Annotated in this window: 15 protein-coding genes; 6 read left to right on the forward strand and 9 right to left on the reverse strand. The window is 43.2% G+C overall.

Annotation, left to right across the window (positions count from 1 at the left end):
- The first annotated feature begins 16 nt into the window (after positions 1-16).
- From surA to apaH, 5 genes are all read left to right on the forward strand, one after another.
- On the forward strand, positions 17-1,312 hold the full coding sequence (gene surA / locus L4B77_RS14685) for a peptidylprolyl isomerase SurA (protein ID WP_261838784.1): 1,296 nt from the start codon (positions 17-19) through the stop codon (positions 1,310-1,312).
- On the forward strand, positions 1,302-2,291 hold the full coding sequence (gene pdxA, locus L4B77_RS14690; RefSeq protein WP_429751316.1) for a 4-hydroxythreonine-4-phosphate dehydrogenase PdxA: 990 nt from the start codon (positions 1,302-1,304) through the stop codon (positions 2,289-2,291). The genes surA and pdxA overlap by 11 nt, the downstream gene beginning before the upstream one ends.
- A complete protein-coding gene (gene rsmA / locus L4B77_RS14695; RefSeq protein WP_261838782.1) occupies positions 2,288-3,103 on the forward strand; it encodes a 16S rRNA (adenine(1518)-N(6)/adenine(1519)-N(6))-dimethyltransferase RsmA in 816 nt (271 codons plus the stop codon). The genes pdxA and rsmA overlap by 4 nt, the downstream gene beginning before the upstream one ends.
- A gap of 96 nt (positions 3,104-3,199) precedes the next feature.
- A complete protein-coding gene (gene apaG / locus L4B77_RS14700; RefSeq protein WP_372040538.1) occupies positions 3,200-3,580 on the forward strand; it encodes a Co2+/Mg2+ efflux protein ApaG in 381 nt (126 codons plus the stop codon).
- Between the two features lie 28 nt (positions 3,581-3,608).
- On the forward strand, positions 3,609-4,418 hold the full coding sequence (gene apaH / locus L4B77_RS14705) for a bis(5'-nucleosyl)-tetraphosphatase (symmetrical) ApaH (protein WP_429751319.1): 810 nt from the start codon (positions 3,609-3,611) through the stop codon (positions 4,416-4,418).
- A gap of 94 nt (positions 4,419-4,512) precedes the next feature.
- On the opposite strand, the gene folA is transcribed toward apaH, so the two are convergent.
- The 7 genes from folA to rplU all read right to left on the reverse strand — a co-directional run bounded on the left by folA (position 4,513) and on the right by rplU (position 9,770).
- Positions 4,513-4,992, reverse strand: a complete 480-nt coding sequence (gene folA, locus L4B77_RS14710; protein WP_261838779.1) for a type 3 dihydrofolate reductase — start codon at positions 4,990-4,992, stop codon at positions 4,513-4,515.
- Positions 4,993-5,028: 36 nt separating this feature from the next.
- Complete coding sequence (locus L4B77_RS14715) at positions 5,029-5,502, reverse strand: threonine/serine exporter family protein (RefSeq protein WP_429751321.1); 474 nt, start codon at positions 5,500-5,502, stop codon at positions 5,029-5,031.
- Positions 5,502-6,269 carry a threonine/serine exporter family protein gene (locus L4B77_RS14720; RefSeq protein WP_429751323.1) on the reverse strand — a complete coding sequence of 256 codons (768 nt, stop codon included), beginning with the start codon at positions 6,267-6,269 and terminating at the stop codon, positions 5,502-5,504. The genes L4B77_RS14715 and L4B77_RS14720 overlap by 1 nt, the downstream gene beginning before the upstream one ends.
- Positions 6,270-6,393: 124 nt before the next feature.
- A complete protein-coding gene (locus L4B77_RS14725) occupies positions 6,394-7,449 on the reverse strand; it encodes an FUSC family protein (RefSeq protein ID WP_429751325.1) in 1,056 nt (351 codons plus the stop codon).
- A gap of 273 nt (positions 7,450-7,722) precedes the next feature.
- Positions 7,723-8,895: an Obg family GTPase CgtA gene (cgtA, locus tag L4B77_RS14730; protein ID WP_429751327.1), complete on the reverse strand. Its 1,173-nt coding sequence runs from the start codon at positions 8,893-8,895 to the stop codon at positions 7,723-7,725.
- Positions 8,896-9,181: 286 nt separating this feature from the next.
- On the reverse strand, positions 9,182-9,439 hold the full coding sequence (gene rpmA / locus L4B77_RS14735; protein WP_004735905.1) for a 50S ribosomal protein L27: 258 nt from the start codon (positions 9,437-9,439) through the stop codon (positions 9,182-9,184).
- Positions 9,440-9,458: 19 nt separating this feature from the next.
- Positions 9,459-9,770 carry a 50S ribosomal protein L21 gene (gene rplU / locus L4B77_RS14740; protein WP_004740823.1) on the reverse strand — a complete coding sequence of 104 codons (312 nt, stop codon included), beginning with the start codon at positions 9,768-9,770 and terminating at the stop codon, positions 9,459-9,461.
- Between the two features lie 268 nt (positions 9,771-10,038).
- Between rplU and ispB the strand changes: the two genes are divergently transcribed.
- Complete coding sequence (gene ispB, locus L4B77_RS14745; protein ID WP_261838774.1) at positions 10,039-11,010, forward strand: octaprenyl diphosphate synthase; 972 nt, start codon at positions 10,039-10,041, stop codon at positions 11,008-11,010.
- 111 nt (positions 11,011-11,121) lie between these two features.
- Here ispB and L4B77_RS14750 read toward each other — a convergent pair whose 3' ends face one another.
- Together L4B77_RS14750 and mdh are read right to left on the reverse strand one after the other, a co-directional pair.
- Entirely contained in the window at positions 11,122-11,313 is a 192-nt protein-coding gene (locus L4B77_RS14750; protein WP_261838773.1) for a hypothetical protein, read from the reverse strand.
- 123 nt (positions 11,314-11,436) lie between these two features.
- A complete protein-coding gene (gene mdh / locus L4B77_RS14755; protein ID WP_261838772.1) occupies positions 11,437-12,372 on the reverse strand; it encodes a malate dehydrogenase in 936 nt (311 codons plus the stop codon).
- Positions 12,373-12,619: the final 247 nt, after the last annotated feature.

A 12,619-nucleotide genomic window follows, 5' to 3' on the forward strand; every position in this document is an offset into this window, starting at 1 on the left:
ATTTAAAGGACAACTCATGACATTGTGGAAACGCACATTAATGACTATCGCAGCCGCTTGTACTTTATCAACAAGCTATGCCGCGCCAGTTGAACTCGATAGCGTCAAAGTTATTGTTAACGAAGGCGTGATCTTACAAAGTGACATCGATACCGCGATGAAGACACTTCGTGCAAACGCGAATAAAAACGGTCAAACATTACCCTCACAAGATGTATTAAATGAGCAAGTTTTAGAAAAACTGATCATCGACACGATTCAAACTCAAGAAGCGGAACGTATTGGCGTTCGAATTGATGACGCTCGACTTGATCAAGCCATTCAAGGGATTGCCAAAGAGAATAACCAAACGGTCGATCAACTCACCGCCTCCGTAGCCAAAGAAGGCCTAAGTTACAATGCGTTTCGCGAACAAGTAAGAAAAGAGATTGCAGCCAGTGAAGCGCGTAACGCTCTCGTTCGTCGCCGCATTAACATCCTTCCTGCGGAAGTTGACAACTTAGCCGACATCTTAGCGCAAGAGACTAACGCAACTGTTCAATATAAAATTGGGCATATTCAGCTTCGCTTTAATGACACTCAAACAAAAGAAGAGTTAGAGTCTCAAGCTGACGATTTAGTGAAAGAACTCAAGAGCGGCAAAGACTTTAATACCATGGCATATACTTACTCAAAAGGCCCTAAGGCACTACAAGGTGGCGACTGGGGATGGATGCGTAAAGAAGAGATGCCAACCATTTTTGCAGACCAAATTAAAATGCAGAATAAAGGCAGCATCATTGGCCCTTTCCGAAGTGGTGCTGGTTTCCATATTCTGAAAATTGAAGATGTGAAAGGCCTAGAAACCGTTGCTGTAACAGAAGTGAATGCACGTCATATCTTGATTAAGCCAACCGTCATCTTAAGTGACGAAGGGGCGAAAGAACAATTGGAAGAAATCACACGCCGCATCAATGCCGGAGAAGCGACCTTTGGAGAACTTGCGCAACAATACAGCCAAGATCCAGGTTCTGCAGTACAAGACGGAGAATTGGGCTATCAAACCCCTGATTTATATGTACCCGAGTTTAAACACCAAGTAGAAACTCTGCCTACAGGTAAAATCAGCGCGCCATTTAAAACTGTTCATGGTTGGCACATTGTTGAAGTATTAGACCGCAGACAAGTTGACCGTACCGATTCAGCTTTAAAAAACAAAGCGTACCAAATCCTATTTAATCGTAAGTTCAATGAAGAAGTGGGTGCTTGGCTACAAGAAATAAGAGCCAGTGCCTTCGTTGAAATGGTAAAAGGTGACCAAGATGATAACTAAACGCCTTGTCATTACTGCCGGTGAACCCGCAGGGATAGGTCCCGATTTAACTCTGGCTCTATCTCAAGAGAGCTGGCCTCATCAACTCGTCGTTTGTGCCGATAAAAATTTGCTGGCTCAGCGAGCTAAAATGCTAGGGATTGACATTGAGTTGTTGGATTACGATCCCGCCTCTCCCAAGTTGCCTCAACAATCTGGCACACTGGTTGTGAAACACATTCCACTCGCGGAACCCACCATTGCGGGCCAACTCAACGAAGCCAACAGTCATTACGTATTAAATACTTTAGAAACCGCAGCAATTGGCTGTATGAATGATGAATTTGATGCTATTGTCACCGGCCCTGTTCACAAGGGTGTAATTAACCGAGCTGGCGTTGCTTTTAGTGGCCATACCGAGTTCTTTGCAGAGAAGTCCAATACGCCACTCGTGGTAATGATGTTGGCAACAGAAGGGCTGCGTGTTGCTCTCGTAACAACACACATCCCGCTAGCGTATGTATCTCAAGCCGTGACCGAAGACAGACTAGAGCGAATCATTGCTATTCTGCATAAAGATTTGGTTGAAAAATTTGCTATTGAGAAACCAACTATCTACGTATGTGGATTAAACCCACACGCAGGTGAAGATGGTTGTTTAGGGCGTGAAGAGATAGAAACCATCACCCCTACGCTAGAAAAAATTCGTCTGAAAGATGGCATTAATTTAGTTGGCCCATTGCCAGCAGATACCATCTTTAATGAAAAATATTTGCAAGATGCAGATGCTGTTTTAGGTATGTATCACGATCAAGTACTCCCAGTATTAAAATACAAAGGGTTTGGTCGCTCAGTGAACATCACGCTTGGCTTACCGTTTATTCGTACATCCGTCGATCACGGTACCGCCTTAGACTTGGCAGGAAAAGGCCAAGCCGATACAGGGAGCTTTAGAACAGCGCTCACGCACGCCATTGAATTAGTAGAGAAAAAACAATGAGAAATGATGTCCACTTAGGGCACAAAGCGCGTAAACGTTTTGGTCAAAACTTCCTTAACGATCCGTACATTATTGATGGAATCGTATCGAGTATTAATCCACTTCCAGGTCAAAACCTAGTCGAAATCGGCCCAGGTCTTGGAGCGATTACCGAACCTGTTGGCAAGCTTGTTGATAAATTCACAGTGATTGAGCTGGATAGAGATCTGGCTGAACGTCTGCGTAATCACCCCGATCTTGCTGAAAAGTTAACGATCCATGAAGGCGATGCAATGAAGTTCGATTTCGAACAACTTGTTAAGCCAAACAACAAACTACGTATCTTCGGAAACTTACCCTACAACATCTCTACACCCTTGATGTTCCACCTTTTTGAGTTCCATAAAGATGTGCAAGACATGCACTTTATGCTTCAAAAAGAAGTTGTTAATCGATTAGCAGCAGGCCCTGGCACTAAAGCTTACGGTCGTCTAACGGTTATGGCTCAATATTACTGTAAAGTCACTCCTGTGTTAGAAGTACCGCCAACAGCCTTTGTTCCGCCACCGAAAGTAGACTCAGCCGTCGTTCGCCTACAGCCTTATGAAGTGCTGCCTTACCCGGCCAAAGATCTCAAGTGGCTCGATCGTGTATGTCGTGAAGGCTTCAACCAACGCCGTAAAACCGTGCGCAACTGCTACAAGAGCTTAATCGACAAGGAAGTTCTTGAAGAGTTGGGGATAAACCCTGGTATGCGCCCTGAAAATCTAACGCTCGAACAGTTTGTCGATATGGCAAACTGGTTGCACGACAGTCACAACGCTGACAAATAATTGAAAAGGCTCCTACACTTCGGTGAGGAGCCTATTTTCTATGTCATACTTTTAGGGAACGCTTCCCTTAGCCTACCGACAGCAAAAGGTGCGAATATGGATATATCTACGCCTTGTATTAAATGCCAAGTTCACTCTAAATACATAGAGGAGCAATCTGAACCAACGAAGAATCGCTACGTCTTCGCTTACATTATTACCATCAAAAACCTCAGTAAGACGACTGTTCAGCTCATGTCTCGTCGCTGGTTGATTACTGATTCGAACGGAAAACAGCTCACCATAGAAGGTGAGGGTGTAGTAGGACAGCAACCTGTCATTGAAGCCCAAGACGAATACACCTACACTAGCGGCACCGTCATCGAAACTCCAGTCGGTGTTATGCAAGGTCATTATGTTATGACGGATAACAAAGGTATCGATTTCATCACTGAAGTTGACCCTTTTAGACTCGCTATACCTAATATCCTTAATTAGTTACCCTTAGCATCTACAGGAAGTTACTGTGTCGAATTATATTGTCGGAGACATTCAAGGCTGCTTTGACGAACTTCAATTACTGCTTGAAACTATTAACTTTGATAAACACCAAGATACGTTGTGGGTCGCCGGAGACTTAGTGGCTCGTGGTCCAAAATCTCTGGAGACACTGCGTTTTATTCGTAGTCTTGGTCACGCTGCAAAAGTGGTATTAGGCAATCATGACCTGCATCTACTTGCTATCTCCTTAGGCCTTTTTGCCGCAAAACCCAAAGATAAGACTCAGCCTATCCTCGATGCAGAAGATAGAGAGTTGTTATTTGAGTGGTTAAGGCAACAGCCATTAATTCAGGAGCATCCTGAATTTGTGATGTCTCATGCTGGAATCTCTCCTCAATGGGATCTAGAGCGAGCTCGTATTGAAAGTCGAGAAATTGCGGACTTATTGAAATCCGAACAATGGCCGTGGCTTATCGAAAATATGTACAGCAACACGCCTGATATATGGCATCAAGACTTAGAAGGGATTGAGCGCTATCGCTATTCGATCAACAGCCTGACCAGAATGCGATTCTGCTTTACTGACGGTCGACTCGACATGGCATGTAAGCTTCCACCGCAAGAGATCACGACAGAGTCGTTAGTACCTTGGTTTGATCTTCCACAGCGTATAAAACTCGATAAAACGGTTATCTTTGGGCACTGGGCGGCGCTAGAGGGTTACTCAGGAAAAGAGGTCATTGGTTTAGATACTGGATGTGTTTGGGGAGGACAATTGACGGCTCTTCGTTGGGAAGACAAACAATACTTTACTCAAGATGCCATTACTCAATAGACCGTCATTGATTCAATAGTTCGCGACGTAGCCACCATATGACGGCAGCCATTCCGGCTTGCTCAACAACAAAAAAGCAAGCCAATATAAGACATTAGCGCTCTAAAACAACAAATTCCATGCTGTGTTTATTTTTCTCATCCGCTTGATAAGTTTCACTAAAACTCCGCTTCCAACCTTCTCCCCAGTCTGGGAATTGCGTATCACCATCCACATCAAAATCGATGTAAGTCAGATAGAGTTTATCTGCTTTAGGTAAACAACTTTCATAGATTGAACCACCACCGATGATCATTACCTCATCAACATCACTGACGAACTCTAGAGCTTGTTCAATCGAAGTAACCGTAGTCACACCTTCAATCTTTAAACTTTCATCACGGCTAATAACAACATTCAATCGACCCGGTAAAGGACGTCCAATTGAGTCGTAGGTCTTACGTCCCATCACCACTGGTTTCCCCATGGTTGAGCGTTTAAACCATGCAAAATCCGCAGGTAAATGCCAAGGCATCTGATTATCTTTACCAATTACACGGTTGTTTGCCATTGCCGCTATCATGCTGATGATCATAAATCGAAAGTCCTGTCCCCAAAAAGAAAGTTAACGCTAGACAATAGGTCTACGACGGTAGAATAACAGCCCAGGTACCGCTAAGCCAACTGCCAGTCCTGCAATAATGAACATCGATTTCAAAAAGTTTTCCATCAATAACGCCAACAACTCAGGGTTGTATCCAGCCCTATTAATCTCAACCATTGCAATCATCGCTTTAAAGGCAAACACACCCGGAACCATGGGTATCAACGCTGCAACGGTAAAGACTTTAGGGTGAGCCAAAATTTTATGCGACCAATGAACGCCTATCATGCCAACTGTGGTGGCAGCAAAGAACGTCGCCCACTCGATTGGAATACCAAAGTGCATCATCAAATAGCGACTACCGTGGCCAATAGAGCCCCCCAGAGCACAATAAATGAGCGCCCGCTGAGGAACATTGAAGACCAATGCAAACCCGACAGCAGGAATCGCAGCAAAAAACATATCGTTTAACAAACCAACAAAAATTTCGACAATATCCATTAGTTTACCCACCCCCAAACGCCTGATAAGCTCATAGCCGCAACAATACCTAAGCTTATAGCTAGAGTTAATAGGCTGGCCATAGTGAAACGAGCCAACCCCATATTAATGTGCCCCTTAAGCATATCCGCAACGGAATTAATCAGAGGGAAGCCGGGAACTAACATCAGCACCGATGAAGCCATCACAATAGTTGGTTGGCCACCAATATTGTAAAGCACCGCCTGAGCCGAGATAGTCGTGGTAACGAAAGCTGTAATAGCAAAATTCAATAACGGATTAAAATGTCGATGACCGATCTCTTGTCTGACAAACATACCGCATGCTGAAGCAATAAAAGTCATCATGAATACATGCCAATCTCCGCCAGCAAGACGACTAAAAGATGCACAAGATAAGCCAATCATGATGACAACTAACCAACGGTTATAACGTTTGGGACTAATATTTTGAATCTTCTGATACGCTAACCCGTAATCGAGAATCCCCTTCTCCATCATGATGCATACTCGCTGAATATCCGTGATCACTTGCATGTTAATACCACGATCAGAACAGCTTCGAGTCGTCGTAATACAATGATCATTCATGACCGTTGTAACAACTAATGCATTGGCAGACAGTGCAACTTCAACTTCATCCATACCACATGCAAGGCCAATACGCTCCATTATGCCGCTAGTAAGCGCACTTTCAGCGCCATGAGCATGCAACATCTGCCCCGCTTGAGCGATTAAACGAGAAACAGCGCGTTGTTTAGATTCCATTCTATCTCTTTGAGGATTGTTAATAATAAAAACAATATTCTATTGGGTTTACATATAAAACAATATTGGTAATTTTAAATTAATTGATTAAGAGCAACCAAAATTGAAGGCCGAAACGAACTGATCATTTTGACGAAAGTTTGAGAGCAAAAATCAGTAGTTTTTTAAGATTTCCAAGATCCTCAATCAGCTTCAGGTTAAGCCAAACATAGCCATAGATATTAGATTTTTCACCGCCAAATTCAGCAATAATATCTTTTAATTCACTAATAATTTCTTCGGTTTCCTCAATGCTAACACCACCTCGAACCTCACCTTTTTCAACTAAATAAGCTAGGTTATTAAACTCTTGCTCCACTTGCTGCTGGCACTGTTTTAGCGATTTAGACCACAGCATATTCAAATGACTTTCTCTATCCCCCCAATAAGAATGGTTAAGGAGTTCAATAGTACTTAGCAGATTGCGCAACTGAATCTGAATAGCATCGAGCAACTGTCGCTTGAGTTTGGTTTCTTTGGCTGATGGTGAAGTAAGAGTCGTAATCGTCGTCATCTCTTTAAAAAGCGTGTTTTGAAACAATTCAAGATTAGGCTTTTCTAGCACATTGGGGGAATAAGAGAGATGGTAAACTTTAGAAAAAATTTTTAAGGTGTTTACGATGCGCAATCGCCAATGGATAAATGCACGCTGTGGATAGATAAGGCAAAATAATACGGCAATAATGCAGCCTATTGTCACATCAACGCCGCGCCATATCGCCACATCGACATCGGCATTTACAGCCCCTAGGGTAACAGCCAAGGTAATGCCTATCAGTATTCCAACATACGGTCGCTTGCCAAGCGCAAAATAGGCACTCAGAAAGATAATCACCGCACACCATAGATACATTAGCACCATCGAATATTGACTGATTGCTATGCCGACGATCCCTGATACCGCCCCAAGAGACGTACCCAGCACACGATGCCAGGCCCTTGGCAAAACATTGCCTAGGTATGATATTGGTCCTATCACTACAAATAAGGTGATTAGGATCCAAGTTCGTTCCGGAATCTCAAAATAATTCGCAAGAATTAAAGTGAGGACAAACGCGACTGCAATACGAACACCATGGATGATACGGTAATGGGTAAAGATAAACGCATCAACATTGGAGATTTTCTGGTTTAGGTGCATAATCTCTGATCCTTGAGATAAAACCAATTGTATAACATTAACTGGTCATTCTAGCGGGTTTTAAGACTCGTGACTGCGTTAGAACTTTTGATCGTAGAATTACTGCGTATCGAAAATTTCCACCTTATTCTCGAGTGCTTTTCCAGGCGATATCTAATCACTGACTGAGAGTGAGTAGGCCAAATTCTGTTGAGCACAGACAAAAAAGAGCCAGAATCTAATTCAGGCTCTTTTTATTATGTTTATTGTTCAAACGATTGTCGATAAAAGATGCTAGTCACGAACATAGATAACATGACCGTCATCTTCTTCGTCATCCCAGTCATCCCAATCGTCATCATCTTCAGTCACGACATTCTTACCACTCATGGCATCTTTGTGGTAATCGTCCCACATGAAGTTCACTTTTTCTTCTTCTTCAATGGCTTCAACTTCACGAGGCAGGTTCTCCATGAACTCAGCCAGTTTAAAGCAAAGATCTTTAGTGCCGATTTTGTTCACAGCAGAGATCTTGAAGTACTCACCTTCCCAACCTAAAGCTTCAACGATTTCTTGAATCTTTTCATCCGCTTCTTCTTCAGGCATTAGGTCAACTTTGTTAAACACTAGCCAGCGAGGTTTTTGTGCCACTTTTTCACTGTATTGTTCAAGCTCATCAATGATCGTCAGTGCATTTTGAATAGGATCAGAACCATCAATTGGTAAAATATCGATCATGTGTAGAAGAACACGACAACGTTCAAGGTGTTTCAAGAAACGAATACCCAGACCTGCGCCATCAGCTGCGCCTTCAATCAATCCCGGAATATCGGCAACAACAAAGCTCTTTTCAGGAACCACACTCACCACACCCAAGCTTGGGATCAAAGTAGTAAATGGGTAATCCGCCACTTTTGGTTTCGCAGCCGATACTGAGCGTATAAAGGTAGATTTACCCGCGTTTGGCAAACCAAGCATGCCAACGTCAGCCAATAAAAGAAGCTCTAAACGCAGTTCGCGAACTTCGCCTTTAGTACCCATAGTCTTTTGACGAGGAGCGCGGTTCACTGACGACTTAAAGCGCGTATTACCAAGACCGTGCCAGCCACCTTTACCAACCATGACTTTTTTGCCATGTTCAGCAACTTCAGCCACGATTTCATTAGTGTGAATATCAACCGCACGAGTACCAACGGGTACTTTCAGAGTAATATCTTTACCACGTTTACCTGTACAGTTACCACCGCGGCCGTTCTCGCCACGTTCCGCGCTGTAAAAACGTTGGAAACGATAATCGATCAACGTATTTAAATTCTCATCGGCTTGAATGTAAACATCACCACCGTCACCACCATCACCGCCATCAGGACCACCTTTAGCGACAAATTTTTCGCGCCAAAAGCTGACGGTGCCATTACCGCCATCGCCGGCTTCTATTTTTACTGATGCTTCATCAACGAATTTCATTTTTTAACTCCGCACTTACGTTGCGTTATCACTCTCCAAGGAGTGATATAAATTCTAGCAGATCCGAGTGTAGATCGATCACCTAAGATCCAGGTCGATCTGCAATCAAGGAACAAATAAGGAGAGGTTCTATGCGTACTGCTTTTTAAAAACTAAACCGTTTCTCAAAAATCAAAGCCAGAGCGTCTACTTTTTTATTCTTGTTATAAATAAAAAACCCTGCCGAATCGGCAGGGCTTTTGAATTCAGCTTGAAAGCTAGTATAAAAATCTTATAAAAGATTAAATTACTCAGCTTCGATGCTTACAAACTTGCGGTTTTTAGGACCTTTTACTGCAAATTTCACTTTACCTTCAGTAAGAGCGAAAAGAGTATGGTCTTTACCGATGCCAACGTTTGTGCCAGCGTGGAATTTAGTACCACGTTGACGAACGATGATGTTACCTGCAAGAACAGATTCACCACCAAAACGCTTAACACCAAGACGTTTGCTTTCTGAATCGCGGCCGTTATTAGTAGAACCGCCAGCTTTTTTATGTGCCATTGTTAAACTCTCCTAATACTTAAGCGTTAATGCCAGTGATTTTCACTTCTGTGAACCACTGACGGTGACCAGCTTGCTTACGAGAGTGCTTACGACGACGGAACTTAACGATTTTAACTTTATCGCCACGACCGTGTTGTACTACTTCCGCAGTCACTTTGCCACCTTCAACAAGAGGTGCACCAACAGCGATTTCTTCGCCGTTAGCAACAAGAAGAACTTTATCAAATTCAACAGTTGCACCAGTTTCAACGTCTAATTTCTCTAAACGAAGAGTTTGACCTTCGCTTACTCGGTGTTGTTTGCCACCAGATTGGAAAACAGCGTACATATTTTACTCCGCTTTTTCCGCACAGCCTATGGTTGTTAATTGTACAACTCGGGTGTGCGCTAAACTAATCAATAGGGCGCAGATTCTACGGGAATCATGCCGCTATGACAAGCCATATTTTTAAAAAATTGGCGAAAACCTGTTCGCCAAAGAAAAGTGCAGCAATGATGCCTTTAAGCGATGTATTAATCAATGTTTTTTAGTGTATCATCCAACAATTAAATACAACGTATAAGCCTTACAGGGTCTAACTTCAGCCGGATGAACAATGGATTTTAAAGCTATCCAAACGCTTACTGCCAATGATGTGGCAAAAGTGAATGAAACAATTCAAACTCAACTTAATTCTGACGTAAGTTTAATCAACCAGCTTGGTTTTTATATCGTTAGTGGCGGTGGAAAACGCCTACGCCCTTTACTCGTCCTTTTATCTGCTCGAGCTCTAGGTTATCAAGGTGAAGCTCATATCACCTCCGCTGCCTTTATCGAATTTATTCATACAGCGACACTGCTTCATGATGATGTTGTTGACGAATCAGATATGAGACGCGGTAAGGCAACGGCTAACGCAGCTTTCGGTAATGCCGCTAGCGTTTTGGTTGGGGACTTTATTTATACTCGCTCATTCCAAATGATGACTACGCTAGGATCATTAAGGATCCTTGAGCTCATGAGTGAAGCAGTAAACGTCATTGCCGAGGGTGAAGTTCAACAATTGATGAACTGTAATAACCCGGACATCACAGAAGAAAGCTACATGCAGGTCATTTATTCTAAGACTGCACGTTTGTTTGAAGCTGCGACACAAATTGGTGCCATACTGACAGAATCATCCCCAGAAATTGAAACCGCAATGCAAAACTATGGGAAATTCTTAGGCACCGCATTCCAACTGATTGATGATGTGATGGATTACACCGCTGATGGTAAAGAGATGGGTAAGAACGTTGGTGACGATCTTGCTGAAGGCAAACCAACACTGCCTCTACTTTATGCGATGCACAATGGTTCTCCAGAGCAAGCAAGTATGATCCGTGAGGCGATTGAAAAAGCGAATGGCATGGAGCGTCTCGACGACATTATGGCTGTTATGAAAGAAACAGGCTCGTTAGAGTACACCATCAATAAAGCCTATGAAGAAGCCGATAAAGCGATTGCTGAGCTTTCTGTGCTGCCTGACTCTGAATATAAGCAAGCGCTAACCGCACTCGCACACCTTGCAGTAAAACGCAGTAAGTAACCAAGCAAAGATGAACATCTCGTCTTAGAAGCACGGTGCTATAGAGAACTAAAAAAAGAGCCGTTAAGCTCTTTTTTTAGTTCTGAACAAACATTTGTGTTGCCGCGACTTTCAATACCGGCTCGCTTCCAAGGATAGCGGTAATTGAGCTTCAATTTCTTCAAGCTCTTCCATTGGCACTGCATACTGCTCATGTCCATGATAAGTCTCTACTAAGGCATACTGCTCTTGCTCATCAATGACTAATATTTTTCCTAAGCGCCCCAAATATTCAACATTCATACCTTTTGTAACCGTCGCCATAAGCTGCACCTCCATCTCGATAACAGAAGAAAATACGAGCAACTTGAATGCTAGGATCAAAAAACCGGTCATCAAGACCGGCTTTTACTCATCATTTTTTGGCTGAGTTTAAAGGCGTCCCGCTTATTTCGCGAATTCTACACCAATCTCAATATCACCATTTAACGTTTCCAGCATGCTGTCTAATGCGTTACGCTCAAAGTCACTCAGTTCACCGTAGCTAAGGATCGCTTCTGCCCCCTCTTTGCCTAGTTTAACGGGTTGAGCGAAGAATGGGGCGTGTTCGCCTTCACCTTCAACGTATGCACATTCAATCACGTTCTCTTCACCTTGAAGCGCTTTCACTAGAGCAAGACCAAAACGACAAGCTGCTTGACCCATAGACAGTGTCGCACTACCGCCACCCGCTTTCGCTTCGACGACTTCCGTACCTGCATTTTGGATACGAGTCGTTAATGCTGCGATTTCCTCGTCAGTGAACTCGACGCCTTCAACTTGAGAAAGGAGAGGAAGAATCGTTACGCCTGAATGACCACCGATAACAGGAACACGGATGTCACCTGGATCTTTGTCTTTTAGTTCAGCAACGAACGTTTCAGAACGAATGACATCAAGAGTGGTAATACCAAATAGACGACGCTTGTCGTAAACGCCCGCTTTCTTCAGTACTTCAGCCGCAATTGGCACTGTTGTGTTTACAGGGTTCGTGATGATACCTACGCAAGCGTTTGGACATACAACTGCAATTTTTTCTGCAAGGGATTTAACAATACCAGCATTTACATTGAAAAGATCAGCGCGATCCATACCCGGTTTACGCGCCACACCCGCAGAGATCAACACCACATCCGCACCTTCTAGTGCCGGTGTTGGATCTTCACCTGCATAACCTTTGATCGAAACAGGCGTTGGAATATGGCTAAGATCGGCAGCAACACCCGGTGTTACCGGTGCAATGTCATAAAGAGCAAGATCTGAACCAGCAGGTAGACGATTCTTAAGTAATAGGGCTAGGGCTTGACCGATGCCACCAGCGGCACCAATAACAGCTACTTTCATTATTATTCTCCTTGAGGGCTTTTTCTTATACGTTCTTTGTAGGGTAATTTTTGAGCTAACTTTAAATTAAAAAACTATAATAATCACAAAGTGATTACAATCAATTAACGCTATCTTTGCGACTTCGCGCAAGTCAATAAAATCGTGCTACACAGCGAATTCGTATTATGGCGATAATCAACTGAAATAACAAAACAAGTCATCACAAATAACACATTATTCCATTAAAAATTTACAGTGATACAAC

The sequence above is a fragment of the Vibrio minamisatsumaniensis genome, from assembly GCF_050337445.1.
Lineage (GTDB): Bacteria > Pseudomonadota > Gammaproteobacteria > Enterobacterales > Vibrionaceae > Vibrio > Vibrio artabrorum.

What these genes read in the sequence shown, in the direction of transcription:
- rpmA (WP_004735905.1), bottom strand. Translation starts at nt 9,439, where the DNA reads ATGGCACATAAAAAAGCTGGCGGTTCTACTAATAACGGCCGCGATTCA.
- mdh (WP_261838772.1), bottom strand. Translation starts at nt 12,372, where the DNA reads ATGAAAGTAGCTGTTATTGGTGCCGCTGGTGGCATCGGTCAAGCCCTA.
- L4B77_RS14750 (WP_261838773.1), bottom strand. Translation starts at nt 11,313, where the DNA reads ATGGCGACGGTTACAAAAGGTATGAATGTTGAATATTTGGGGCGCTTA.
- rsmA (WP_261838782.1), top strand. Translation starts at nt 2,288, where the DNA reads ATGAGAAATGATGTCCACTTAGGGCACAAAGCGCGTAAACGTTTTGGT.
- cgtA (WP_429751327.1), bottom strand. Translation starts at nt 8,895, where the DNA reads ATGAAATTCGTTGATGAAGCATCAGTAAAAATAGAAGCCGGCGATGGC.
- folA (WP_261838779.1), bottom strand. Translation starts at nt 4,992, where the DNA reads ATGATCATCAGCATGATAGCGGCAATGGCAAACAACCGTGTAATTGGT.
- apaG (WP_372040538.1), top strand. Translation starts at nt 3,200, where the DNA reads ATGGATATATCTACGCCTTGTATTAAATGCCAAGTTCACTCTAAATAC.
- L4B77_RS14715 (WP_429751321.1), bottom strand. Translation starts at nt 5,502, where the DNA reads ATGGATATTGTCGAAATTTTTGTTGGTTTGTTAAACGATATGTTTTTT.
- L4B77_RS14725 (WP_429751325.1), bottom strand. Translation starts at nt 7,449, where the DNA reads ATGCACCTAAACCAGAAAATCTCCAATGTTGATGCGTTTATCTTTACC.
- rplU (WP_004740823.1), bottom strand. Translation starts at nt 9,770, where the DNA reads ATGTACGCTGTTTTCCAATCTGGTGGCAAACAACACCGAGTAAGCGAA.
- ispB (WP_261838774.1), top strand. Translation starts at nt 10,039, where the DNA reads ATGGATTTTAAAGCTATCCAAACGCTTACTGCCAATGATGTGGCAAAA.
- pdxA (WP_429751316.1), top strand. Translation starts at nt 1,302, where the DNA reads ATGATAACTAAACGCCTTGTCATTACTGCCGGTGAACCCGCAGGGATA.
- L4B77_RS14720 (WP_429751323.1), bottom strand. Translation starts at nt 6,269, where the DNA reads ATGGAATCTAAACAACGCGCTGTTTCTCGTTTAATCGCTCAAGCGGGG.
- surA (WP_261838784.1), top strand. Translation starts at nt 17, where the DNA reads ATGACATTGTGGAAACGCACATTAATGACTATCGCAGCCGCTTGTACT.